Genomic DNA, 22,870 nt, shown 5'->3' with positions numbered 1-22,870 from the left:
CCAACTCTGACCTTGCCGCCCACCGATTGGAGGCACCGCTGGTCGCATTCTCCTCTCGTCCCGGGGTGGGCTGGAAAACAATGTCCTTCTCGCCGCACTTCATAAGGAGCTCCCATGTCCCGTCGCGCCAACCGGGAGGTTGACCTGTTCATTCGCGAGGCCGAACATCGCGGGGCCTGTCTGGAGTCATGCCCCGGCCACCTCCACAAAATCCTGGAGACCCGCGTCTCGCGCGGCGAGCTCTTCTCACCGCTCCCCCGCCTCTACGCCCGCAGCGACTCCTGGAATGAGCTCACCACGAGCCAGCGAACGACCCATGTCCTGCGTGGTCTGCACGAGCTGCATCCCGACTGGACCTTCTGCGGCATCTCGGCAGCGGTCGCATGAGGACTGTCCGTCTCGAGCCGGTTGCAGAAAACCGTGGAGATTGCAAGCCCCTCCGGACGCACTCCCGTCCACTCCGGCGGAGTCGTGCGCCGCTGCGTTTCTGGAGATGCTTTCGCGATCGCATCCGGTGTGCCCGTGACCTCGCTCGAGCGCACCGTGCTCGACTGCGCGCGCTCGCTTGGCTTCCGCGAGGGTCTCGCCGTCGCCGACTCCGCGCTGCGCGTCTGGAGCCTGCGCCAGGAGGGCCTTCTCGCCTACGTCGGGAGCATGAACAGTGGCTACCGTGGCAGCGCACAGGCGCGCATGAGCGCCGACGCGAGAAGCGCCAACGGAGGGGAATCCATCGCACGCGCCGCCATGTACGAGCTGGGCTTTGCCACTCCTGACCTACAGATCGGCATTCCTGATCCCCTGAGCCCCGGACAGGTGTACTACGTCGACTACCGTTGGGCGCTCCCCGGGGGCGGCGAAGCCTTCGGGGAGCTCGACGGTGGCGAGAAGTACTCTGACGAGATCATGACGCAGGGCCATGACACGACGTGGGTCATGCGCCGGGAGCGACGGCGCGAGTCGCGCCTCACCGTTCGGCATGCAGGCATCATGCGCTTCCCGCTCGAGGAGGTGGCCGACGCGGAGTTCTTCAACGGACTGCTCGAGCTCTTTGGCGTTCCCCGAGACCACGAGCCGCTCATCGAGATTCCCGCGCCGCCTTCACGTCGTGCCCGTCGAGGCCTACGACTTGGGCTAGAGGGGGCCCTCCGATAAGAGCCCCGGCCTCCGTCTGCGTCGAGCCGCGCTCCCCGTACGGACAAGTCACTTTTCCCTCCCTAGAGAGACCAAGAAGTGACTTTTCCGTACGGGGAGCGAAGGCAGGATTGGCTGGGTCGCCAGTTGATCCCTACTTCTTCTGGTAGAAGTCGTGCAGGTCGCGACCCATAGCCTCGAGCGTGGGCTCGTCCACGTAGGCCATGTGCCCGCACCCGTAGCGATGCCAGCTCACGCGCCCCTTGAGCTCGGGCGAGAGGAACTGGCAGCTCATGTCATGCACCACGTTCCAGAAGGTCGTGGCCGCATCATAGCGGCCGCCCAGGATGGCCAGCTTGCAGGTGGGGTTGCGGCGCAGCGCCACGGCGATGTCGAGCGCCACGTTGGGCGCGGAGGCCTCCTCGTCGCAGCCCGGCTCCGCGTGGTTCCAGCTCCAGCTCGTGCCCACCTTATCGTAGTTGTTCGAGAGGTAGCGCGCGGGTCCCCGATAGCCCAGCTCGTCATGGCAGAAGGCGCGAAACGCCCTGACCCAGGCGCCCTCGACGGCATCGTCGGCGGCGTCCTCGGCAGCCACCCAGGCGTTGGAGGTCTGCATCGGCGAGAGGCCGTCGGAGGAGAAGCGCATGTCCAACCGCCCGCAGATCCTCCCCTCGTCCGCGAGGATGCGCGTGCGGAAGTCCGTGAGGTCAATGCGCAGGTGGTGCGCCAGGAGGTAGTCAACGGGAAGGCTGATGAACGCCGAGAGCTTCTCGGCCACCTCGCGCTCGCGCTCGGAGCCCAGCCGGTCGCCACGCAGAAGGGCCGGCGCGAGAACGCCCTCCGTGAACGTCATGGCCCGGTCGAACCACGCATCGGGGTCGACGCCCTCCCCCGCCTTGCCAAAGTACTGCGCCGCAGCGGCGTAGGTGGGCATCATGCCCAGGTAGTAGAGGTCCTCGCCCGGCTGAACCTGTACCCAGTCGAAGATGGCCGAGAGCATGACCACGCCCGTCAGCTGCACGCCCCTCTCGCCTAGAAGGCGCATGAGCACGGCGTTGCGCACGGTGCCGTACGATTCGCCGAAGAGGTACAGGGGGCTCGACCAGCGGCCGTTCTCCTCGAGCCAGGAAGAGATCGCACGGGCGAAGGCGTCCGCGTCGCCGTCAATGCCGAAGATCTTCTTGGGGTCCGTGCCATCGGCAACCACTGACCACCCGGTGCCCAGGGCGTCCAGGAACACCACGTCTGACTCGGCGAGCAAGGTCTGGGGGTTGTCCTGGGCCGAGGCGTCGGCGCGCACGTGGGAGATGCCGTCCGTGGCCACGCGACGCGGCCCCATGCCCCCGAAGTTGATGGGCACCGAGCTCGACCCCGGCCCGCCGTTGAACGCAAAGGTCACGGGACGCGCAGAGTCGGCGTGGCCGTCCGCGTCCACCCCCACGTACGAAAGCGAGAACATCTTGCCCAGAAGTGTGCCCGCGTCGTCTACCACGTCCAGGTGCGCGGCGCGTGCCTCGTAGTCGATCGCGCGCTCTGCGGACGTCCACGTCAGACGTGCCGAGGCCGGCTCGGCCACCTCCGTCGAGCGCGCCGGCGCCACGCCGGCAAACGGGTTTTTCTCCGCGTCGTGGGTAGCGGGCGCGCCCTGGTCTTCTACCATGGTTGTTCCTCCTTGTTTGTAGCCTCTTTGCCAAGGTCATTCTAGTCGTAAGCCCGCCGGGCCATCCGTGCCGACAAAGTGCTAGATTGGGTGACTTGGTCCTTGGGCTTTCCTGAAGGACCCTTTTTGCGGCATTCGAGTTTTGGAGCGCTATGAACGCATCGCGCAAGGCCTCTCTTTCGGTCAGGCACCATAGGGCAAAGAGCGCGGGAATCCCCCTGTCCGCCGGCATGCTCCTGGTCACGCTCGGGGTGGTGTACGGAGACATCGGCACGAGCCCCATGTACACCCTGAAGGCGATCGTGAGTGGCAACGGCGGGCTGACCACCATGTCCGAGGACGTGGTCCTGGGGGCCCTGTCCCTCATCATCTGGACCCTCACGCTCATCACCACGGTCAAGTACGTCCTCGTGGCCATGAAGGCCGACAACCACAACGAGGGCGGCATCTTCGCCCTCTACAGCCTCGTGAAGCGCTGCGGAAAGTGGCTCATCATCCCCGCCATGGTGGGGGGCGCGGCCCTTCTCGCCGACGGCATCCTCACCCCAGCCGTCACCGTGACCACCGCCATCGAGGGCCTGCGCACGATCGACTTCTTCTTCGCGCTCATCGGCGACAACCAGCGCATCGTCGTGATCATCACCATCTGCATCCTGTGCGTCCTATTCCTCCTGCAGAAGGCGGGCACCTCCAAGATCGGGCGCGCCTTTGGTCCCATCATGACCGTATGGTTCGTCTTCCTGGCCCTGGCCGGGCTCTACAACCTGTCCGGCAACCTCAGCGTCCTGCGCGCCTTCAACCCCGTGCGCGGCGTCACCTTCCTCTTTGACGGAAACCTCAACGCCGCCGGCCTCATGGTGCTCGGCAACGTCTTCCTGTGCACCACGGGCGCCGAGGCCCTCTACTCCGACATGGGCCACGTGGGCAAGGCCAACATCTACGCGAGCTGGCCGTTCGTGAAGGTCTGCCTCATCATCAACTACCTGGGGCAGGGCGCCTGGATCATCGCGAACCAAGGCAACGTCCACCTCGCGGGCATCGACGACCTCAACCCGTTCTTCCAGATGCTTCCCGAGCAGATCCGCACCGTCGCCGTGGTGCTGTCCACCTTCGCCGCCATCATCGCCTCGCAGGCGCTCATCACCGGCTCGTTCTCCATCGTCTCAGAGGCCGTGCGGCTGGATCTCATGCCGCACATGCGCATACACTACCCCTCCGAGACCAAGGGGCAGATCTACATCCCCCTGGTCAACGGTATTATGTGGGTGGGCTGCATCGGCGTGGTCCTGCTCTTCAAGAACTCGGAGCACATGGAGGCCGCCTACGGTCTGGCCATCACCGTCACGATGCTCATGACCACGCTCCTGCTCTTCACCTACCTCTCGCGCATACGCCACAAGGTCGGCCTGGCCGTCCCGTTCGCCCTGTTCTTCGGCGCCATCGAGTTCATGTTCTTCTTCTCGAGCCTCACGAAGTTCTTCCACGGCGGCTACGTCACCGTGCTCATGGCGACCGTCCTGTTCATCGTCATGTACGTATGGCGCCGCGGCACGGCCGTCGAGCGCACGCAGAGCGTTTACCTGCCTGTCGACAAGTACCTCGACCAGCTCTCCAACCTCTCCCATGATGACGACTACCCGCTGCTCGCCGACAACCTCATCTTCCTGACCAACGACTCGTCCTTTGACAAGCTCGACCGCGACATCCTCTACTCGATCTTGGACAAGCGCCCCAAGCGCGCCCGGGCCTACTACTTCCTCAATGTCCAGGTGACCGACGAGCCGCACACGCACGAGTTCATCGTCAACGACTTTGGCACCGACTTCGTGTTCAAGATTCAGCTCCGCCTGGGCTTCAAGGTAAACCAGCGTATCAACGCCTACCTCTACCAGATCGTGTCGGACCTCGTGGAGAGCGGGCAGATCGCGCCGCAGAACCACCGCTACTCGATCTATCGCGAGCATAGCAACGTCGGCGACTTCCGCTTCTGCCTCATCCGCAAGGTCCTCTCCCCCGAGACGGACATCTCGGGCGTGGACCGGCGCGTCATGGGCCTCAAGTACCTCATCCGCCGCCTGTGCGGGTCGCCCGCGCGCTGGTACGGCCTCGAGAACTCCAACCTCCTCTTCGAGTACGTGCCCCTGTTCTCCAAGACCAAGCGGCAGCACAAGCTCACGCGCGTCGAGCTCGCTGACGCCGTCCGTGCGACGCCCGTGCACGCCGCCGACCTGGCGGCGTCGGCCTCCGCAGATGACGAGGAGGACGAGGAGGACCTCTTCTCGGCAACGATGCGAGACAAGCGTGAGCGCTCCGTCGAGGAGGCCAACAAGAGCCTCGTGGGCGGTGACACCGCGTCCTTCAAGCCCCTCGTGATCGATGACGAGGAGGAGGAAGAGGGCGAGGAGGAGCTCGACGAGGACGGCGAGGAGTAGGCGCGCCGTGTGCCCGCTCACGAATTCGGGGCCGTAGCACTCCCGCGCCTGAAATGCTCAAGATCTTGGGGCCGTGGCACGCGCAAATCCCCTGCGACGTGCCACGGCCCCGAATTCGTGCACACCCGTGGGAGCGCACCCAGGCGGCGAGAAGGACGGCCGCTACCTGCGCTCGGCGAGGGAAACGTAGACGCCATCGTTGCCCATGACGGAGTTGTAGGCCGGGCGGATGATGCGCCCGGCGCCGTAGAGCTCCTCCATGCGGTGCGCGCACCAGCCCGCCAGGCGCGCCATGGCGAAGATGGGCGTGTAGAGCTCGGGCGTGATGCCCAGGAGCGCGTAGATGAAGCCCGTGTAGAGGTCGATGTTGGCGCACAGGGGCTTGGTCGTGCCCTTGACGTCGCGCATGACCTGGGGTCCCAGCCGCTCGATGCCCTCGATGAGGGCGAGACGCTCGGCCTGGCCCTTCTCGTCCGCCAGCTTGCGCGCGTACTTCTTGACGAGCTGGGCACGCGGGTCTGAGAGCGTGTAGACGGCATGGCCGAGGCCGTAGATGAGGCCCGTCTTGTCGAAGGCCTCCTTGCGCGCAATCTTCTCGAGGTAGCCGGCGAGCTCGTCATCGCTCGACCAGTCCGAGACGCTGGTCGCGACCTCGTCGATCATGGCGGAGACCTTGGAGTTGGCGCCTCCGTGCTTGGGCCCCTTGAGCGAGCCGATGGCGGCCGCGTAGGCCGAGTAGGCGTCCGTGCCCGAGGAGGACAGGACGCGCGTGGCAAAAGTGGAGTTGTTGCCGCCGCCGTGCTCGGCGTGGAGGACGAACATGACGTCGAGCAGCATGGCCTCGTCGTGCGTGAAGCCCTCGTCGGCGCGCAGGACGTCGAGGATCGTCTCGGCCATGCTGTAGCCCTCGCGCGCCGGCGGGACGACCAGGCGCTCGTCGTTGCGCGCGGCGGCGTCCGCGGCTGCGGCGACGGCCGCGATGCGTGGCCAGCGCCCGAACAGAGAGCAGGCGACGTCGACCTCGTGGACGGGCGAGGTGCCGTCAGCCATGGGGTCGAAGGCGTAGAGCAGAAGCGTCGCCCTCTGCATGACGTTCATGATCGAGTGGCTCTGCGTGGTGCGCGGGAAGATGCGCAGGTAGCGCTCGGAGAGCTGGCGGCGCGAGTCGATGCGGGCGCGGAAGTCGTCAAGCTGCTCCTGCGTGGGGAGGGCTCCCGAGATCAGGAGATACGCCACCTCCTCGTAGCCAAAGCGGTCCTCGCGCTGGGAGGCGTCGATGAGGTCACCCACGCTGTAGCCACGATAGATGAGCGCGCCCTCGTCTGGTTCGACGCCTTCCGCGGTCTTCTTGTACCCGTGCACGTTCGAGATCGTGGTGAGGCCCACGAGGACGCCCGATCCGTCCGCGTTGCGCAGCCCGCGCTTGACGTCATAGCGTCGGTAGAGCTCGGGGTCGACAACGTCGACCGCCTGGGCACCGTGGTAGAGCTGCTCCGCGACAGGCGTGACGCCCATCTTCACCGAGGGCATGGGATAGGAGTCCTCGAAGCTGCCAAAGGCCGAGGTCTCGCTTGGGGTGAGGATGGGCCCAAAGGTGCCCTGGGGAATCTTCTTCATCGCGGCTTCTCCCATCTGAGGACCGTGCCAGAGACACGCCCCCGTCGGACGCTGTCGCTAGAGGCGATACATGTACCGGAAGACCTCTTCGCGCTGCAGGGTAATCTGTACGCCAATCCTCTCGGAAAGGTCGTCGAGGGTCTCCTTGAGCTCGGAGAAGGGCACCTGACCCAAATCCACGAGCATAGTCATCGTGAAGATGCCCTGCAAGATGGTCTGGGAGATGTCCAAGATGTTGGCGTCACGCTCAGAGAGCGCACCAGCGACCGCGGCAACGATGCCCGCGCGATCGCTTCCGAGGACGGTGATGATGGCGCGGTTCTGCGGGACGGACGAGGCCGCATCCTCGGTAGGCGTCATACTCTCTCCTTGCGTTAGAGGCTCCCCTGGTATGCCCATTGTAGGCACCGCACAGCCATTGCGCGCAAAGCGAGCGAATATGCATCCAAGATGTAACGGAGAAGTGCCGAGGCCGGCTAGTTCTGGCTGGCGCTCTCGTCTGCGCTCCCCTCGAAGAGCATCACGACGTCGTCGGGCGTGCACCCGAGCGCCACGGAGAGCTCGACGTAGGAGCGCTCGCGCGCCTGCTTGAGGATGCGCTCGTAGGCCACGGGCGGCTTCTTGTTGCGCGCCGAGAGGTCCGCGATGCGCGCGTGGAACGTCTTGACGATGCGCACCGAGTCGCGACAGGAGCCCTTGCGGATCTCGTTTTTGTAGTGCTCCTCCTCGAGGGAGTTGTTGCGCGCCTCGAAGTCGTCGAGCCGCATGGCAGGATAGTCGTCGATGATCTCCTGGGCCTCGTCGTGCGAGAGCACGGGACGCAGGCGGTCCTCGATTGAGACGGGGAAGCTGATGCGCACGGGGTGGCGTTGACCCACGGGAAGCAGCTGGTAGAGTGCCTCGGGACTCTTGATGACGCCCTCTATCTGACAGACTCCCTGACCCGGATGAACGATGTAATCCCCAACGGCATACATAGGCGCGCTCCTTTCACGTTTTTTCACTATACCATTAAAAAGGACTTTTTTATGCCGTTTGCGGAAACGGTATTGCATCAACACGTAACTATCAGTATCTTGTTGTGTTTTGCTCTTATCGCGGGTTAGACGCCCCGTTGGTGCTACGCGGGTGGTGGGTGTTCGGCCTGGCACAAGCTTTTATGCAGGAAGCTCCAAGCATCGTGGGAAGACTCTGGGGCGCGGCTCAGACCGGCCTCACGCGGTCTACTCGACGAGTGACATCGAGGTCTCGGGCGTGACGGGCGCGGCGAGACCGTCGTCCAGGGCGACTCCGACCTCACGGTGAGCGTGACCGGCGCCCACTCGCCGAGCTATGACGCAAGCGCGACGGGAACCCTCTCCACCGATCTCATCGACCGCAGCGGCTTCGACGAGGCCTTTGGAACGAGCACGACCTGGACCATGGACGGTTCCGCGAGCCAGGCGTCCGCGTCAACGAGCGCGGGATCCTCCACGACGGGCACGGGCACCGTGACCACGGCCACGACCGCGACGTCCTCCAGCCCCTTCGAGGCGTTCGTCAGCTGGCTCAAGGGTCTCTTCGGCCTGTAGGGCGCCACAGACGACGCTGAGAAAAGACGCCCCCCGAGCAGCTGCTGGCTCGGGGGGCGTCTTGCATGGCGCGTATGGTGCTGCCTAGGCGGTGCAGCAGGAGATGACCCAGCTGAGCAGGTTGTCGGTCGGGGCGCCGGAGCGCTCGGCCAGGACGTGCCCCTGGCCCCAGACGGGCGTGTAGGCGACGTCGGTCACCCCGTCGTACTTGCGCAGGGCGAACACGACGTTCGGCGCGCAGCACAGGGGAGCGGTCGCGTCAAAGATGCCCTCGTTGATGCGCCAGTGGGGGGCCACGCTCGCCTGGCCGTAGCCCTCGTAGTGGCCGCTCAGCCAGAAGAGCGGGTTGAACAGCGAGACGCGCGTGGCCATGTCCGTCTCGAGGGAGTCGGCCTTGGCGAGGTCATCCGACCAGGCCGTCTCGTAGCCGTCGTCCCAGTCCTCGCAGGCGGCGTAGGCGTCCACATTCTTCTCTACGAGGTCGGCAACGGTAGCGTCGAAGTGAAGCGTGGACTCCTCGCCGATGCCGAAGAGCTGGTTGGTCTTGGAGCTGCGGTCGGGCGCGTCGAACGGCGAGGCCGCGAGCTCGGCGGGACGCAGATGCAAGGAGAAGTCGCGCAGGCTCGCGACCGAGACGCTCTGGCGCTTGAGGCTGTAGTTTATCCACCAGCTGTCCGCGTTGAGAGCCGCAAAGTAGTTCTGCGCGGAGTCGTAGATCGTCGACTGGACCTGGGCCACGCCCGTGGCCGTCACGGCGGAGTCAGCGTCCGTTTCGCCCGTCCCGTCGGCCGAGGCCCCTGAGGAGGCCGGCGTCTGAGAGGCCGTCTCCGAGGCGCGCGTGGCCAGGAGGTTGGGGTCTCCCGGGAACGTGGGCTCGTCGAGGCGCTGCGGCGTGTAGGTGTAGGGGAAGGAGGTGTTCTGCACGAAGTATGAGGCCGCCTCGTCGATGGTGCCCAGAAGGGCGTCGGCGTAGGAGCCCAGCGCGAAGACGCCCGCCTCGGTCTCGTCGAGCGTGAGCTGCTCGTCGTCCGCGTCGCGCAGGTCCATCTCGTTGACCCAGGCGCCATAGGCTCCCGCGAGGTCCTGGGACAGGGCGCGCGTCCAGGTGCCGTCGGCGCGCGTGTCGGCGTCGGTGTACTGCCCCTGGCCCCACTCATAGGAGGTGTCGGCCACGTCGAAGGAGGTCACGGGGCACCACGAGGCGCTGCCCGCGATGGCGTCCGAGACCGCGTTGCCCTGGGCGTCATGCGTGACGGCACCCAGCGAGGTGAGGTAGGGCGCGTAGGGCTCAGCGTCGCCGGAGGAGCCTAGAACCGCACTCACGCCCCCGCCCGCCCCAAAGCCGAAGACGAAGACGCGGCTGGCGTCGCACGGCAGACCGGAGGCGTTGTAGCGCAGATAGCGCACGGCCGCCTTGAGGTCCACGACCGGCCACGGGGCGCCGCCCGCAAAGAGGTCCTTCGAGCCGGAGGCCGTGTCATAGCCGGCGGAGCGGCCGCGAAAGCCCGCGTAGACGTAGACGCAGCCCGCCTCGAGATAGGGGGCGAGGCCCTCGTAGTCGTAGACCGTCGGGCTCATCTGGGCGGAGAGGGTCGCCGTGTTGACGGGCATGAGGACCGGCGCCGTCGCGGGGGTGAAGCTGCCCACCACGGCCTTCTCGTTGATCGAGCAGGTGTAGGAGTCCCCGCTCTGCTCGGCCGTGAAGTAGGCCCCGGGCACAAAGACCGCGAGCGACTCGTAGGTCGTGGTCGCAGGCTTGGTGCAATAGGTCAGGCCAAGCTGGTAGTAGACGTCGTTGTCCTCGTCGTAGCGCCAGGCGGAGGCGTCGAGCGCCAGGGACTTGAACTCCTCCAGATCGACCGTGGACTGGTCGATCGAGGAGTCCTCCGGGGTCGAGTCGGTCGACGCGACGGGCACGGTGCAGCCCGCGAGGCCACCCATCGTTCCCACCGAGGCGAGTGCGAGAAACTCTCTTCTTGTGCAGCTCAACGTTCCTCCTTGCGAGCGAGCGCTCCGAGCGCCGGGACGGCAGCCGCCTATGCGGTGCGGATGCCCTTGACCTTGGTGATCCTCTTCTCCGTGCGACGATCCGCGCCCCAGAAGCAGCACGAGAGCATGCCGGGGCCCACGTGGCTGCCGATGGTGGGGCCGATCGTGGGGCGGCCGACCACGAGCTCCGGGTCGGTGCGACGCAGCTCGGCGGCCACCTGGTAGCCGTCCTCCGGGCAGTCCGCGTCGCCCACGCAGACCACGTGACCGTAGGGCTCGAGCTCTCGGTTCTTCTCGAAGTACTCGACGAGGCGGCGCATGCCCTTCTTGCGGCCGCGCACCACCCCCCGGATGCCGAGGGAGCCGTCGAGGTTGATGTGCAGGAGGGGCTTGACGTCCAGGGCGTCTCCGACCACGGCCACGCCCTTGGGAACCCGGCCTCCGCGATGCAGGGAGTCGAGGTTGTTCACCATGAAGACCGTGCGCACGTGATAGCGAGCATCGTTGGCCCACATGACGAGCTCCTCGGCGTTGAGCCCGCCGTCGCGCTTGCGACAGGCCTCCTCGAGCAGCAGGGTCAGCGCGGTCGAGGCCACGAGCGAGTCGACCACGTAGATGCGGATCTCCTCGTCGGGGTGGGCCTGCTTCAGGCGCTCGAGCGACATGAGCGCGCCCTCATAGCCTCCCGACAGGCCGCTCGAGAGGCAGAACATGACCGTGGGCTCGCGCGCCTCGTAGGCCTCCTGGAAGGCACGGTCATACTCGAGCTGAGAGGGCTGCGAGGTCATGGGGCAGGCGCCGTGACGGATGGCGTCGTAGAACTCGTGGGCGCTGCGGGACTGGAAGAGATCGTCGTCGCCCGAGAGGCCCCCGTCGGGCTTGCTGGCCTCGACGTAGTGGTAGGGCAGAATCTTAACCTCTGAGGCGGCTGCCTGCTGAGCAGTGAAGTCGCAGGTCGAGTCACACATGATACGGCACTTGCTGGGCATTCTTAGCTCCCTTGGACACGAGACGACAGAGCTTGGCTACTATTGTACGCATACGGGTCGCGCGCGGTAAAACGTGCCCCGCGCGACCATCATAAACGGACAGCGCAGGGGGGCCACCATGTTCATCCGCAGGAGAAGGGGACGCGCCAACAACGCGCCCGAGGTGCCTTCCGAGGACACCCGAAGGCTGCATCTGCGCTTCGTGGGTCAGGTCCAGGGCGTGGGCTTTCGTTGGACGGCCTCGGCGGTAGCGCGCAGGCTCGCGCTCACGGGCTGGATCAGAAACGAGGAGGACGGCTCCGTGACGGCCGAAATCCAGGGGTCCGGCGAGCACGTGGGGGCGTTCTTCTCGCAGATGGTCGAGGAGTATCGCCGCTACCCGATCAGCTACGCGATCGACGAGCGCGAGGACAGGGCGCCGGTTGCCAGCGAGCGGGAGTTCGAGGTGCGCTACTAGGACGTGGGCCAGCTGATGGGCCGAGCTCGGGGTCGCCTGGCTCGGTCTACCAGACGCGCTCCAGCCAGTCATGCATCTTGGAGCTCATGCTCGCCCTCTCCTCGGCGCACTCCCTCGGGTGCTCACGCTCGGACCTGAAGAGGACGCGAACCAGGCGGTTTGCGTCCTCCAGCATGAGATGGCTCATGAAGTCAAAACAGACGTGCTCGTAGGGATAGGGATAGGCAAAGCCCTCCCGGACGAGACGATCCTCCAGCTTCTTCGCACTCTCCGACGATGGCCACACGGTGTCAGCCTCGGTCGAGAAGAAAAGCACCCGCCCTGCGATCCTCTCGATAGGCACGGCCGAGGCCTGTCTCACGTACCGCTTGGCGTTGAGGGAGAGGATGTCGTACTCTGCCCGTCGTAGGATGTCTCGCTTGGACGGGAAGCTCCTCTCCCGATAGGGCGTGTAGGGCAGCTCCTGACCGCGATATGTCCAACATGACGCGCCAGACGGTGCCCCCTTCATGATGCCTTCCCCGTAGAACCACGCGGGCGTCTTCAGGACGGCGCAGGAGATCTCCGAGAAGGTCGTAGCGGCAGCTGCGGCGTACTCGGCTCCCTTTGAGAGACCCTCGACGGCGATCCTCTGGTAGCCTCGACCCCTGAGCCAGCCAATCGCGGCGTCGACGTACTCAAGGGGAACCCGGGAGAGGAACTCCTGCGTCTCCCCTGTCCCAAAGTAGCCCAGGGCCAGCGCGGGCATCCCCTGACCCTGGAGGTGGCGAGCCATCTTCTCGGCATGTCTCAGTCCGCCCTCGCTGCCCGAGAGCGTGATGACCACCTTGCCCTTTCGATCCGCAGCGGGAAACAGGGTCGCGTCGAACCCGTCGTGTCTGACGCTCGTTTTGGTCAGTCCCATGTGCGCGCTTCCTTAGTGGGCCCCCGCGCAGACATGGCCACGTCGCCCGCGCGGGTAGAGGCGCCCGACGCAGCCCATGCTAGGCGGCAGGCAGCAGAAAAAGCTTATATACCAGACTATAGGGCTCCACACTTCTCCACAGTAAGGTCGAGAAAATAGTTAGACAAAAAAATCCCGCCACCCGCATACGAGCGGGTGGCGGGACGCCTTTTCATGGTGGCGGGGAAGGGAATCGAACCCCTGACACGGGGATTTTCAGTCCCCTGCTCTACCAACTGAGCTACCCAGCCATCTGCGAAGCTCGTTCACTATACCCAGATGCCCCTTCTATGTCAAAGGCTTTCTGGGGCCTGAGGCCGGCGCCTAGAATGCCCCGCCGCCGCCTCCGCCGCCGAAGCCACCGCCGCCCCCGCCGGAAAAGCCACCGCCCCCGCCGCCACCCGAACTCGAGCCCGAGTGCGAGAGGGCAGCGGCCGAGACGTGGTGGGCCGAGTCCAGATGTTCGGAGAAGGCCGCAGCGGGCGAGCGCATGCCGACGCCACCGTAGTAGTACCAGCCATAGGTGGGCATGAAGTACGGGTCGTTGAGAATCTCGGGAACGGCAACCTTGAGCTGCTCAATCACCTCGTCGGCCACGTCCAAGGCGACGGCCATGACCAAAAGGCGGTTCCACAGGACCACGTCGGTGGGCACGGCCTCGTCCAGGTGCGTGAACGAGACCAGCCAGCGCCGGAGCGCCTCGAGCTGCGCCTTGACCTCCACGGCCTCATGGTTCACGTCCTTCATTCCCTTGGCGACTACGGAGGCGAAGAGGCCCACGCCGAGCAGGACCACGGGCAGGGCAATGCCCAGGGCGACGGGTGCGCCCAGAAGGGCGAACAGGATGGGAGTGGCAATGACCAGCACGAAGTTTACGGTGGCCAGGGCTATGAGCGAGCCCTTGCCGTAGCCCTTGAGCCCGTCTCCCGAGAAGCGCGCGAGGTACTTCCCGTCGACGGCGTTCTTCCAGGAGTCGTAGGCGTCCGAGTAGCCCTGCGGATGGGCCTTCGCGTAGGCCTCGAGGTCGGAGAAGAGAAGCTCGGGATTCTCGTCCCCCTTGCCCTTGGCGACCTTGCTGAAGAGGAACTTGAGAGTCTGCCGGTCTATCGTCGCCGAGGCCTTGTTGAGGGCTCCCCTCGCCTCGTCCGCCGCGGGGGCGTCGTGCAGCTTGGTGAGGCGATAGTCGTCCTTGACCTTGTCCTTGAAGAGGCCTTTGCTCCTCGTGGTCACCTTGTCGAGGCGAATGAGGCCCTCGTCGGTAAGGTGCATGAGGGTGGCCGTGAGCCCGTTCTCGTTGGCGCTGCCCCTGTTGTAGAGCGCACCGAGAACGGCCGGGTGGTCTTTGGTGGGAACGTCGCGGAAGTAGGTGCCCGTGAACTGGGGTGCAAAGTCGCGCCGGTAGCGCGCGCGACGACGCAGGGCCACGACGACGGTCGCAGCCGCCACGGCCACGACGGCCGCGAGCGAGCCGTAGTAGGCGACGCGGGCCCACATGCGCTTGGCGTTGGCCTCGTCCGCCCACTGCTGCTCCTCGGAGAGGATCGTGTCGAGCCTGTCTCCCGAGGTCTCCCCGAGGCCCGAGACCCATGCGGCGGGAAACGTGACGCGCATCTCGGCGAACTCGTCGGTGCCCACCCCGGGGACCGTGTAGACGACGTCATCGCCGTCGAACGCGGACGAGCCGTCGAGCGGGCCGTGGCCCCAGGCCCGCACGTTGTCCCCCGCGGCCACGGACTCCCCCGACGCGACGGGCAGGTGCAGCCGACAGGTGACGTTTTGGGACTCGACGTCCCATCCGTCGGAGACGAACTTCCAGTAGAGCTCCGCAGTGTCCGACCAGCGCGTGACGATGCCCGTCGCGTCGTAGGCGATCGTGAACGAGACGGTCTCGTTCGCATGGGGCGCATAGAGCTTGACCTGCTTGTTCGAGCCCGAGTCCGTCACCTCGTAGACCCCATCGACGCCCAGGCCCGACTCCTCGAAGCTGTCGAGGCCGGACGCCGTCTGCTCACCCGCAGAGATGACGTCCACCGAGACGCTCTTGCCGTTGCTGCTGTTGTAGCCTGCGGGAATCAGCCAGTAGACACCGTTGAAGCTACCGTCGAACGCGTAGGTGCGCGTCTCGACGACGTGCAGCGTCCCGTCCTCGCGGACCGTGGCATCGATGTCCACCTGGGTTATTTCGTAGTCGCGCGCATAGGCGGGCGTGGGCATGACGACCAATGCCGCAAGGGCAACGAACAGGGCCGAGAGGAGCAGGGACAATCTAAAGCGACGCTTGGAGCACGTGGCCATGGGAACCTCCGCAGTCGGGAAGAGACGGTCGAACGGGAACAGAGTAGCAGAGCCTCGTTTCCTTCTCGTGGCGGCGGCGCGCCCAGGGCCAGCGAGGCCTCAGCCTTCCAGAGGTCCCGTAGCCGGTCCCGTCATCGTGAGCAGGCAGCCACACACGTCGACCGACTCGCCGTAGGCCACGGCGACGCGATCGGCCACCTCCCTTCCCCGATAGGTGGCCGGGTTGGTGGACCCCAGGTCGCAGACGTCCATTCCGTTGGGCGTGGGCACCACCCGCAGGTGCCGACGCGAGACCGCAGGCGAGTGGAGGACGACGTCGCACGAGGGGTCGCGTCCCAACAGGAGCCCCTCCTCCGGCACGCTCACCCACAGGTCCGCGACCGAGGTGCGCACGAGCATGCCCACGGGCCCCGTCGCTCGCGCGAGAATGGAGGCCGCGGCACCAAGGTCGTATGTGTCCTCTCCCCCTTCGTCTCTGTGCGGATCCGCGTCTGGGAGCACCGGTGCCGCATGCGTTACGTCACGCGAGAAGTCGTACAGGCAGCCGTAGCAGATCTGCAGGTCCGCATAGAGCTCCGCCCCGCACCGGGGACACTCCTTTGTCTCGTAGCAGCTCCGTCCCCCGTCTCTTGATCCCATGAAGTCCTCCTCTCATGTCCCCGTCACGCCAAGGCTGACGGAGACGATCCACAGATGCTGACCCTCCTCGAACCACTCGCCCTCGCCGGCTGGCCGCTCGGCCACGCAGACCGCCCTCGTGCACGAGGCGTGACGTCGGGGAGCGAGCCCCCGCAGGACCGAGAGGACCTCGCCGCGCTCGCCGACAAACGCCACGTCCAACGCGTAGCGCATGCCGCAGGTGTGGATGGAGCGACACCTCGTGAGCAGCACGGGACGGGCGCGCTCGTCCGTGCCGAGCAGGCCGCGCAGCCTCTTGGCCCACGTTCCCAGCACCACGAGCTCACGGAGCTCCTCGGGACGCTCGTCCGCGACCACCCTCACGAGCTCCACCTCAAATCACCACCCCAGGCCGGTAGCGGTCCACCACGAGCTCGCGCTCGTGGCGGAGGGTGAGCGGGGCCTCGAGGGTCACGCCCGGCATCCTCAAGAAGCGCGGCCAGGGATGATAGGACAGCGTGCACACGTAGCGCGTGAGCAGGGGCGAGACCGTGAAGGAGGTGTCCTTTCTCCCCTCGTCCACGCTCCGCGCGCTCACCTCGACCTCGCAGCGGTCCTCTCGGCCGAGGGACTCCGCCAGAGACGCGCGCACCTGCTCCACGGACGCGAGCTGGACCTGCTCGCCCGCGGGGGCGACCCCCTGGGACACGACGGCGTCCAGCGCCAGCTGGTCGAACGCCGCGCAGGCCTCCACGAAGCCCATCAGGTTCAGCACCACGAGGGCGACGACGATGACGACGGGCGTGACCACGGCGAGCTCGACCGTCATCTGGCCGGAGCCCAGGGAGGCCCGCCTGCCGTGTGGCCCGCTCATGCGACCTCCCCCAGGCGCGAGAGGTCGATGGTCAGCGGCCAGGAGACGTCGGTTCCCGGCAGGGTGATCTCGGCCACCGTGAACGTGGCGTCTCCCACCTCTTCGACGAGCCAGAGGCCCGCCGCGCGGGCGAAGTCATAGGCCGTGCCCGCGTCCGGGAGCTTCCTCACCAGGTCGCGCACGGAGGAGGCCTGGTCGAGGCCACTCTGGCCGAGAACGTCCTGGGTGTTGACGAGCACCGGCTTTCTCAGGCGCAGGTCGGCGGGCTCGAGGCCGGCGCTGACCATGACCTCCTTGAGCCTGCCCTTGAGCCAGGAGCCCACCGAACCCCCGAGGACGCCGTCCAGCCCCTCGAGGAACCTCCCTCCCGCGCCCGCAACCCCCTCGTAGGCCGACCCATAACCCACGAGAAGGTCCCCCCAGAGCTCCAGCACGGCGTCGGCGGTGCCCCCCAGCGCGGAGTCGCCCGCAGAGAGCGCGTCGAAGAAGCTGGCCAGCACGTTGTTCTGGGCGGTCGACTCGTCCGGGGCAAGAACGGCAGCCGAGGCGGCGGCGCCCTCGGGGAGCTCGGCCGAGGAGAGAAACGCCTGGGTGAGCTCCGTGGGAACCGTCTGGGAGCTGGTGCGCGCAACCACGGCCACGCAGCCCCACGCCCCCGGGGGACACAGAGTCGGCCGGGCCACGTGAAGCTGCTCGAGCGCTCGCGAGAACGCCCCCGACCCCTCCTCGGCGAGCTCGCGGCTGCGTCTCTCGGCCTGGGCCTGCTCGTTTCTGGCTTGCTCGTACTGCTCCGAGGCCTCCACGACGGCGCGCCAGTGATACTCGAAGCCGTTCTCGATCGAGGTCGAGGCGGCGGCCACGCGCCCCAGCTCTCCCGCGTCCATCCGACAGGTATCGCAGCTGGCGAGCACGCCCGCGTCGAGGTCCGCGAGGCTGGCGGGGCCGGCTGCGGGGCCCGTGGCCGCGGGGCAGCTCGTCGAGGAGTGCAGCGTCCGAACCCCGTCCTCGAGGGTGCAGGGCCACAACACCTGCGTATAAAGCTCCGTCGCTCGCGTCTGCTCGGCGTTTCTGGGCAGCTCTGGTAGGTCGATGAGGACCACCCCGTCGTCGAGCTCCTCGTAGGAGCCCTCGCGCACCTTCCCGAGGGCATACTCGTAGAAGGCCCTGCGACAGGCGGCGTCGGTGAGCTCCTCGGCCGTCGCTCCCTTCACGGGCGTCCTCTGGAGGCGCGCCGCGTAGTAGCGGCGTGCGCGGAGCAGGGGGGCACCGAACGTCCATCCCGCGACGGAGGGGTAGTTGGGGTTCTCGGCCCCCGAGAGCCCCGCGAGCGAGGCCGCGCGCTCGCGCAGGCAGTAGGGCGCAGAGCCGCAGTCGGCCATCCACCCGCGCGCGAGGGTGTCCTGGACGCGCCCCTGCGTCTCGGCCGCCTCCTCGGAGGCCGTGCGCATCTGCTCGGAGAGCTCCGCGAGCTCCTGGTCGTCCACGTCGGCCTCGAAGGCCGAGAAGTCCGACTGGGACTCGGTGGGAAACGGCAGGGCGCACCCCACGTAGACCAGGCCCTCCTGCGCGTTGGCCTCCACACACGAGGCAGAGTTGGCCACCACGAGCAGGGGCAGCGTGTCCTCCAGCCGCTCGATGCCCTGGGCCGCGCTCTGGGCGAACTGCCTTCTCGTCTCGAGGATCTTGCCGCCCGTCTCGCACATGACTGCCCCCGTGGCCGTGAGCGCGGGCACGCACGAGGTCACCAGCCCCGCCCCGTAGACCACGATGCCGGCGAGGCCCATGCTGAGCACGCAGGCGTCCAGCACCTGCGCGACCGTCGAGAAGGCCGCGACCGCGTTCTCCCCCGCCATCGCGGCGGCGTCGGCGACGCTCTGCACCTCCGAGGAGCGCGCGGCCACCCAGCTCGCGGCGGCGGCCGAGAAGACAAGCGTCAAGCTCAGGAGCAGGGCGATCGCCACCGCCACCGTCGTGAACCCGTCCTCGTCGTCCCTGAAGAGCGAGAGCACGGGCGCGCGCCCGCCGCCCCGCTCACCCCCAGATACCGATCCAGTCCTCATAGCCTCCTCCAATCCAGTCAGCGCGCACGTCTCGCGTAACCTCGACGCGCATGACGACGCCTCCGCCGTCCGCCTCCCCCAGGGCCGAGACGATCGTCCCCAGAAGCGGCAGTGGGCTCACGCGCCCCTCGACCTCCACCGTCACCCGTCCCGCATCGTCGGGGCCCTGCGTCCGGACCTCCCACGCGCCCGCGCCCCCCTCGTGAAAGACCCCCAGGTCGGGCACGGCGGCGAGCCTGCGAAGCACGTAGGCGCGCACCGCGTCGTCGGATCCGCACGCCGTGGCCACCAGGCGCGTCACCTCGCTCGCCGCGCTCGCCATGACGCTTTTCGTGTAGAGCACGCACGCGGGCTGCACGAGCAGCGCCACGAGGGTCAGGACGGTCGGCAGGAGCAGGGCAGCCTCGACGGTCGCCTGGCCACGCCGTACCCACCTCGCCCCCACCTCAAAACTCCACGATGTCTTTGAGCAGGGCGGGCGCCCCCTGTCCCGCCCCATGAGACGCCGCATCGCGGGCAAGCTCGACGAGCCTGCCGTCGCGGGCGGCATGCCAGAGCAGGCCGAGCGCGCCCACCATGGCCACAAACGCCACGAGCACGAGGAGGTACTCGAGGGTCGACTGCCCCAGGCGATTCTCGATCAGGCGGGCCCCGCCTCCGGATCGCAGACGGCCGCGACGTCTTCTGCGTCCATATGCCACACGACGACGTCGCTTCTCGCGTCGCCGGCGCCTCTCTGCACGAGACATATCTCAACCCACCCCTCTCCCTGCATCACGCATCCCCACGTTCCTCCCAAAAGATCCAGGTAGCCGTATTGGGCCACGACGCAGTCCCCACGCTGCCGATACTCCTCGAGCAGGTCGGAGGCCTCCTCCTCCAGGTCGAGCTCGCTCTCGTAGCTGACGGCGTCAGCCTGGTCGAGCAGGTCGCGAGCGACGGGGGCTCCCTCCGAGTCCCCCAGGGCCTCCAGGGAGTCCCGTGCCTCCGGGGCGAGGACGGCCTCCTGTGAGAGCTCGTCCTTCCGACCGAGGCCACCGAAGACTGCCACCACCAACGCAACGGCCACGAGCAAGACGAGCGCGCCCGCAGGGCCCCTCCGGCTCACAGCGAGTTGATGCCGCTCGCTATGGCATCCCACAGCTCAGAGACCCGGTCCCTGAAAGCGATGATCGCCACGATCGCTATGACCACGAGCACGCCCACGAGAATCGCGTACTCGGTCGTCCCCTGCCCCGACTCGTCGGCAACGAGCGCGCGCGACGAGGCCAGAGCCCTTCCTGCCAGCTTTGCCATCCTCATGTGCTTCTCCCTTCCTCAAGGGGCCCATGGCCCCGAAACGTCCTAGCGCCTATCCAGCCACCAGCGAGGACCCCAGAAGCGGGCCCAGGATGGCGAGAAACATCGCGGGGACGATGAGCGTCCCCAGGGGAATCAGCATCTTCACCGGAACCCGCTCTATCTCCTCCTCGATCTGCGAGCGCTGCTCGTCTCGCATGACCTGGGCCTGCCGCTCGAGGGCCTCGGCCAGGGGCGTCCCGAACGCGAGGGCCTCGGCGACCACCGAGGAGAACCTCCCCAGGGCGGCCACCCCCAGCTCGTCGGCGAGGCTCGCGAGGGCGCCCTCCCGGGTAGAGGCCCCGATCCTCCAGCTGAGCATCGCCTCCGAGAACGCGTGGGCGAGCTCGCCGTCGTAGCGCTCGCAGTAGAGCTCGAGAGACGAGTCGAACGAGAGCCCCGCCGACAGGCCGAGCGTGACCACGTCGAGCAGGACCGGAAGCTCCGCGAGGCACGACGCGCGCCGACGGGAGAGCCGCTCCAGGCCCCGGGCGCGACGAAGCGCGGGAAGGTCGCGCACCCAGGCGGCCGCTCGCCTGACGAGGGCGGGGGCTTGGATACGGCTCGGGAAGGTGCCAGCGAGCATGAGGGCGGACAGCGCCGCGCACGCGGACACCACCACGATCAGGGCCGCCTCTCTGGCCCCCATCACAGGACCCCGCGCACGAGGCGCCTGATGATCAGCAGGGCAAGGCCGTCGAGCAGCAGCGCCAGGGCCACGCACGCAAGGCCCGGGGCGGTGAGCAGACCGCGCTGGAAGTCGGGGGATATGAGCGTCAGCAGTCCGACCATGACCACCGGAAGCAGGCACACAATCCTGACCGAGAGCCTGACCTGGGCCGTCTTGACCGTAAGCAGGCGCTCGAACTCCCCCTGACGCTCGACCAGGCGCGCCGAGCGCAGGAGTAGGTCGCGCAGTGGACTTCCCGTGCGGTGCGAGACCACGAGCGCGGTGGCGAGAAGCCCCGTCCCCGGAGCATCGAGCTCCGCAGCGAGGCGCTCCACGGCCTCCTCCGTCCCCATGCCACATCGCAGTCGCAGAGACGTTCGGGCGAAGGCCCCCGCCGCCGTCCCCCGCTCGTGAGAGCCCACGTACTCGACGGCCTGGGCGAGCGTCTGCCCCGACCCCATGGCCACGGAGAGCGTCCGATAGATGCCCGGCATCGCGGCAGCTGCCTCGCGGCGGGAGCGCTGCCTGCGAGCGCCATCGCGCGCCACGGCCGTGACAAAGAGCGCCACGGACGCCACGACTCCGGCTGCCGCAGACGCGAACACGAGGCCCGCCCCCACGCTCGCAAGCGCCAGGATGACCACGAGTGCCGCGGCTGCCACCTGCTCGTTCATGAGGTGAGCGGGCACCTTTGCACGAGAGGCAAGCTCACGGGCCAGGCTCGCCCCCACCCGCGTGGCGAGAACCCCCTCGACCAGGCGCGTCCGGGCGAGTCGCTCCAGAACGGCAAAGGCCGAACGAGACAGCGCCCGTCTCGCCCTGAGCGCCCTACGGGGCCCAGCGGGCTCCCCCTGCGGGGGAAGAGCGACGAGAGCTGCAAGGCACGTCAGCAGGCAGGCCGCTACGAGCAGCGCCGCCTCCATCGCTCCACCTCCCTCTCGTCGAGGACGCCGTCGTCCACGCCCCGTCCCACGAAGCCGGGCTCGCGAGAAAGGCGCCACGAGCGCGCCACAGGCCCGAAGCTCACGCACTCGGTAAGCTCAGCCTCACCGCCGGGCCCTCGCGCGACCTCGCTCATCGAGGTGACGAGGCGCGTTCCGTCGGCGAGGCGGCGGGTCACCACGATGAGGTCGATGGCCGTCGCGATCTGCTCCTCTATGAGCTCGGTGGGAAGGTCCATGCCAAAGCGCGCCATGAGGACAAGCCTGAGCACCGCCTCCTCGGCGTCGCCGGCGTGAAGCGTCGTCAGGGAGCCGTCGTGTCCCGTGTTCATGGCCTGCAGCATGTCGATGCACTCCTCGCCGCGCACCTCCCCCACCACGATGCGGTCGGGGCGCATGCGCAGGGCGTTCTTCACGAGCTCGCGGATGCCCACCTCGCCCGTCCCCTCGATGGAGTCCCCGCGAGCCTCCATGCGCACGACATTGGGGTGCGCGTCGAAGCGCAGCTCGGCCGAGTCCTCGATCGTGACGATCCTCTCGCCCAGGGGGATTTCGTACGACAGGGCGTTGAGCAGCGTGGTCTTGCCCGACCCCGTCCCTCCCGCAACCGCGACGGAGCGTCGCATGCGCACCGCCCATGACAGGAGCCGCGCGTACCAGTCGGGGAGCGACCCAAGACTGACGAGGCGCCCCAGGGTCCGCACCTCGTTCGAGAACTTCCTGATGGTCACCGCCGGACCGTCGATGGCGATGGGGGCCGCGACCGCGTTCACGCGGTCCCCGTTGGCGAGACGAGCGCTCACGAGAGGACTCGAGCGGTCGAGCCTGCGGCCGAGCGGGGCGAGGATGCGGTCGATCACGATCATGATCTGCTCGGGCGAGTCGAACACCGCCTGCGCGGAGAAGAGCTCCCCCGCGCGCTCGTAGAACAGGGCGGAGCAGCCGTTGACCATCACCTCGGTGACCTCGTCGTCCTCGAGCAGCGGCTGCAGGGGACCGAGCCCGCACACCTCGTCTATGACCTGGCGGACGACGGAGGCGCGCTCGTCGTCCATGAGGTCCTCGTAGCCCTGCGTGTTAAGGATGGCCTCGAGCGCGACGCCGAGCTCCTCCTTGGCCTGGGCCACGCTTTCGCTCGAGAGCATCCCCGCGATGGTGGGGAGCCCCAGACGCTCCACCAGGCTCGCCTTGAGTCGCTCGCGGGCCGCCCGCAGGCGCGCATGCGCACCGGATGACGCGACTCCGGCAGCCTCGACCTCGCGGACCATCTCCAGGACCGACATGG

Annotated in this window: 24 protein-coding genes and 1 tRNA gene; 5 read left to right on the top strand and 20 right to left on the bottom strand. The window is 67.4% G+C overall.

The features are described from left to right. The first annotated feature begins 114 nt into the window (after positions 1-114). On the top strand, positions 115-387 hold the full coding sequence (locus INP52_RS02125) for a hypothetical protein (protein WP_194371996.1): 273 nt from the start codon (positions 115-117) through the stop codon (positions 385-387). Between the two features lie 33 nt (positions 388-420). Beyond that, positions 421-1,152: a hypothetical protein gene (locus INP52_RS02120; protein ID WP_194371994.1), complete on the top strand. Its 732-nt coding sequence runs from the start codon at positions 421-423 to the stop codon at positions 1,150-1,152. 133 nt (positions 1,153-1,285) lie between these two features. Here the strand turns inward: INP52_RS02120 and INP52_RS02115 are convergent, their stop codons facing one another. Beyond that, a complete protein-coding gene (locus tag INP52_RS02115; protein ID WP_194371992.1) occupies positions 1,286-2,791 on the bottom strand; it encodes a S10 family peptidase in 1,506 nt (501 codons plus the stop codon). Positions 2,792-2,943: 152 nt separating this feature from the next. Here INP52_RS02115 and INP52_RS02110 point away from each other — a divergent pair, with 152 nt between their 5' ends. Next, positions 2,944-5,223 carry a KUP/HAK/KT family potassium transporter gene (locus INP52_RS02110; RefSeq protein ID WP_194371990.1) on the top strand — a complete coding sequence of 760 codons (2,280 nt, stop codon included), beginning with the start codon at positions 2,944-2,946 and terminating at the stop codon, positions 5,221-5,223. Between the two features lie 162 nt (positions 5,224-5,385). Here the strand turns inward: INP52_RS02110 and INP52_RS02105 are convergent, their stop codons facing one another. From INP52_RS02105 to INP52_RS02095, 3 genes are all read right to left on the bottom strand, one after another. Continuing rightward, a complete protein-coding gene (locus INP52_RS02105) occupies positions 5,386-6,840 on the bottom strand; it encodes a citrate synthase (RefSeq protein WP_194371988.1) in 1,455 nt (484 codons plus the stop codon). 57 nt (positions 6,841-6,897) lie between these two features. Then, on the bottom strand, positions 6,898-7,200 hold the full coding sequence (locus INP52_RS02100) for an ACT domain-containing protein (protein WP_194371986.1): 303 nt from the start codon (positions 7,198-7,200) through the stop codon (positions 6,898-6,900). A gap of 116 nt (positions 7,201-7,316) precedes the next feature. Then, positions 7,317-7,817 (bottom strand): CarD family transcriptional regulator, encoded by a 501-nt coding sequence (locus INP52_RS02095; RefSeq protein WP_194371984.1) that lies wholly within the window; start codon positions 7,815-7,817, stop codon positions 7,317-7,319. A gap of 324 nt (positions 7,818-8,141) precedes the next feature. Here INP52_RS02095 and INP52_RS02090 point away from each other — a divergent pair, with 324 nt between their 5' ends. Continuing rightward, entirely contained in the window at positions 8,142-8,411 is a 270-nt protein-coding gene (locus INP52_RS02090; protein ID WP_194371982.1) for a hypothetical protein, read from the top strand. A gap of 84 nt (positions 8,412-8,495) precedes the next feature. On the opposite strand, the gene INP52_RS02085 is transcribed toward INP52_RS02090, so the two are convergent. Both INP52_RS02085 and INP52_RS02080 read right to left on the bottom strand, forming a co-directional pair. Next, positions 8,496-10,400 carry a subtype A tannase gene (locus INP52_RS02085; protein ID WP_194371980.1) on the bottom strand — a complete coding sequence of 635 codons (1,905 nt, stop codon included), beginning with the start codon at positions 10,398-10,400 and terminating at the stop codon, positions 8,496-8,498. A gap of 47 nt (positions 10,401-10,447) precedes the next feature. Next, positions 10,448-11,389, bottom strand: coding sequence for a DegV family protein (locus tag INP52_RS02080; protein ID WP_194371977.1), 942 nt, complete (start codon positions 11,387-11,389; stop codon positions 10,448-10,450). Positions 11,390-11,507: 118 nt separating this feature from the next. On the opposite strand from INP52_RS02080, the gene INP52_RS02075 reads away from it, so the two are divergent. Continuing rightward, complete coding sequence (locus tag INP52_RS02075) at positions 11,508-11,846, top strand: acylphosphatase (RefSeq protein ID WP_194371975.1); 339 nt, start codon at positions 11,508-11,510, stop codon at positions 11,844-11,846. Positions 11,847-11,892: 46 nt separating this feature from the next. Here INP52_RS02075 and INP52_RS02070 read toward each other — a convergent pair whose 3' ends face one another. The 14 genes from INP52_RS02070 to INP52_RS02005 form a co-directional block, all read right to left on the bottom strand. Continuing rightward, positions 11,893-12,750 carry an acyl-CoA thioester hydrolase/BAAT C-terminal domain-containing protein gene (locus INP52_RS02070; protein ID WP_194371973.1) on the bottom strand — a complete coding sequence of 286 codons (858 nt, stop codon included), beginning with the start codon at positions 12,748-12,750 and terminating at the stop codon, positions 11,893-11,895. Positions 12,751-12,964: 214 nt separating this feature from the next. Further along, positions 12,965-13,040: transfer RNA gene (locus INP52_RS02065), tRNA-Phe, on the bottom strand. A 73-nt stretch (positions 13,041-13,113) separates the two neighbouring features. Continuing rightward, positions 13,114-15,084 carry a DUF2207 domain-containing protein gene (locus tag INP52_RS02060; RefSeq protein WP_194371971.1) on the bottom strand — a complete coding sequence of 657 codons (1,971 nt, stop codon included), beginning with the start codon at positions 15,082-15,084 and terminating at the stop codon, positions 13,114-13,116. 99 nt (positions 15,085-15,183) lie between these two features. After that, complete coding sequence (locus INP52_RS02055; RefSeq protein WP_194371969.1) at positions 15,184-15,723, bottom strand: FHA domain-containing protein; 540 nt, start codon at positions 15,721-15,723, stop codon at positions 15,184-15,186. 12 nt (positions 15,724-15,735) lie between these two features. Further along, positions 15,736-16,086, bottom strand: a complete 351-nt coding sequence (locus tag INP52_RS02050; protein ID WP_194371967.1) for a DUF192 domain-containing protein — start codon at positions 16,084-16,086, stop codon at positions 15,736-15,738. A 10-nt stretch (positions 16,087-16,096) separates the two neighbouring features. Then, a complete protein-coding gene (locus INP52_RS02045; RefSeq protein WP_228478377.1) occupies positions 16,097-16,576 on the bottom strand; it encodes a hypothetical protein in 480 nt (159 codons plus the stop codon). Then, entirely contained in the window at positions 16,573-18,636 is a 2,064-nt protein-coding gene (locus INP52_RS02040) for a hypothetical protein (protein WP_194371965.1), read from the bottom strand. Before INP52_RS02040 ends, INP52_RS02045 begins: the two co-directional genes overlap by 4 nt. Continuing rightward, positions 18,608-19,081, bottom strand: a complete 474-nt coding sequence (locus INP52_RS02035; RefSeq protein ID WP_228478376.1) for a TadE/TadG family type IV pilus assembly protein — start codon at positions 19,079-19,081, stop codon at positions 18,608-18,610. Before INP52_RS02035 ends, INP52_RS02040 begins: the two co-directional genes overlap by 29 nt. A gap of 1 nt (position 19,082) precedes the next feature. Then, positions 19,083-19,337 carry a hypothetical protein gene (locus INP52_RS02030; protein ID WP_228478375.1) on the bottom strand — a complete coding sequence of 85 codons (255 nt, stop codon included), beginning with the start codon at positions 19,335-19,337 and terminating at the stop codon, positions 19,083-19,085. Continuing rightward, the gene (locus tag INP52_RS02025) at positions 19,277-19,744 is read right to left on the bottom strand and encodes a hypothetical protein (RefSeq protein WP_194371961.1); all 468 of its coding nucleotides are present in this window, start codon (positions 19,742-19,744) and stop codon (positions 19,277-19,279) included. The genes INP52_RS02030 and INP52_RS02025 overlap by 61 nt, the downstream gene beginning before the upstream one ends. Continuing rightward, on the bottom strand, positions 19,741-19,932 hold the full coding sequence (locus tag INP52_RS02020; protein ID WP_194372825.1) for a Flp family type IVb pilin: 192 nt from the start codon (positions 19,930-19,932) through the stop codon (positions 19,741-19,743). Before INP52_RS02020 ends, INP52_RS02025 begins: the two co-directional genes overlap by 4 nt. A 55-nt stretch (positions 19,933-19,987) precedes the next feature. Next, positions 19,988-20,623 (bottom strand): type II secretion system F family protein, encoded by a 636-nt coding sequence (locus INP52_RS02015; protein ID WP_194371959.1) that lies wholly within the window; start codon positions 20,621-20,623, stop codon positions 19,988-19,990. Continuing rightward, entirely contained in the window at positions 20,623-21,567 is a 945-nt protein-coding gene (locus INP52_RS02010) for a type II secretion system F family protein (RefSeq protein ID WP_228478373.1), read from the bottom strand. The genes INP52_RS02015 and INP52_RS02010 overlap by 1 nt, the downstream gene beginning before the upstream one ends. After that, positions 21,546-22,868, bottom strand: coding sequence for a CpaF family protein (locus INP52_RS02005; protein WP_194371957.1), 1,323 nt, complete (start codon positions 22,866-22,868; stop codon positions 21,546-21,548). Before INP52_RS02005 ends, INP52_RS02010 begins: the two co-directional genes overlap by 22 nt. Positions 22,869-22,870: the final 2 nt, after the last annotated feature.

Source organism: Thermophilibacter immobilis (assembly GCF_015277515.1).
GTDB classification, from domain to species: domain Bacteria; phylum Actinomycetota; class Coriobacteriia; order Coriobacteriales; family Atopobiaceae; genus Thermophilibacter; species Thermophilibacter immobilis.
Note: the sequence above shows the minus strand (reverse complement) of the source record. Positions and strands in the feature narration are given on the sequence as shown.

What these genes read in the sequence shown, in the direction of transcription:
- INP52_RS02095 (WP_194371984.1), bottom strand. Translation starts at nt 7,817, where the DNA reads ATGTATGCCGTTGGGGATTACATCGTTCATCCGGGTCAGGGAGTCTGT.
- INP52_RS02040 (WP_194371965.1), bottom strand. Translation starts at nt 18,636, where the DNA reads ATGAGGACTGGATCGGTATCTGGGGGTGAGCGGGGCGGCGGGCGCGCG.
- INP52_RS02005 (WP_194371957.1), bottom strand. Translation starts at nt 22,868, where the DNA reads ATGTCGGTCCTGGAGATGGTCCGCGAGGTCGAGGCTGCCGGAGTCGCG.
- INP52_RS02015 (WP_194371959.1), bottom strand. Translation starts at nt 20,623, where the DNA reads ATGGGGGCCAGAGAGGCGGCCCTGATCGTGGTGGTGTCCGCGTGCGCG.
- INP52_RS02045 (WP_228478377.1), bottom strand. Translation starts at nt 16,576, where the DNA reads ATGAGCGGGCCACACGGCAGGCGGGCCTCCCTGGGCTCCGGCCAGATG.
- INP52_RS02115 (WP_194371992.1), bottom strand. Translation starts at nt 2,791, where the DNA reads ATGGTAGAAGACCAGGGCGCGCCCGCTACCCACGACGCGGAGAAAAAC.
- INP52_RS02110 (WP_194371990.1), top strand. Translation starts at nt 2,944, where the DNA reads ATGAACGCATCGCGCAAGGCCTCTCTTTCGGTCAGGCACCATAGGGCA.
- INP52_RS02070 (WP_194371973.1), bottom strand. Translation starts at nt 12,750, where the DNA reads ATGGGACTGACCAAAACGAGCGTCAGACACGACGGGTTCGACGCGACC.
- INP52_RS02105 (WP_194371988.1), bottom strand. Translation starts at nt 6,840, where the DNA reads ATGAAGAAGATTCCCCAGGGCACCTTTGGGCCCATCCTCACCCCAAGC.
- INP52_RS02080 (WP_194371977.1), bottom strand. Translation starts at nt 11,389, where the DNA reads ATGCCCAGCAAGTGCCGTATCATGTGTGACTCGACCTGCGACTTCACT.
- INP52_RS02075 (WP_194371975.1), top strand. Translation starts at nt 11,508, where the DNA reads ATGTTCATCCGCAGGAGAAGGGGACGCGCCAACAACGCGCCCGAGGTG.
- INP52_RS02100 (WP_194371986.1), bottom strand. Translation starts at nt 7,200, where the DNA reads ATGACGCCTACCGAGGATGCGGCCTCGTCCGTCCCGCAGAACCGCGCC.
- INP52_RS02020 (WP_194372825.1), bottom strand. Translation starts at nt 19,932, where the DNA reads ATGGCAAAGCTGGCAGGAAGGGCTCTGGCCTCGTCGCGCGCGCTCGTT.
- INP52_RS02125 (WP_194371996.1), top strand. Translation starts at nt 115, where the DNA reads ATGTCCCGTCGCGCCAACCGGGAGGTTGACCTGTTCATTCGCGAGGCC.
- INP52_RS02060 (WP_194371971.1), bottom strand. Translation starts at nt 15,084, where the DNA reads ATGGCCACGTGCTCCAAGCGTCGCTTTAGATTGTCCCTGCTCCTCTCG.
- INP52_RS02055 (WP_194371969.1), bottom strand. Translation starts at nt 15,723, where the DNA reads ATGGGATCAAGAGACGGGGGACGGAGCTGCTACGAGACAAAGGAGTGT.
- INP52_RS02010 (WP_228478373.1), bottom strand. Translation starts at nt 21,567, where the DNA reads ATGGAGGCGGCGCTGCTCGTAGCGGCCTGCCTGCTGACGTGCCTTGCA.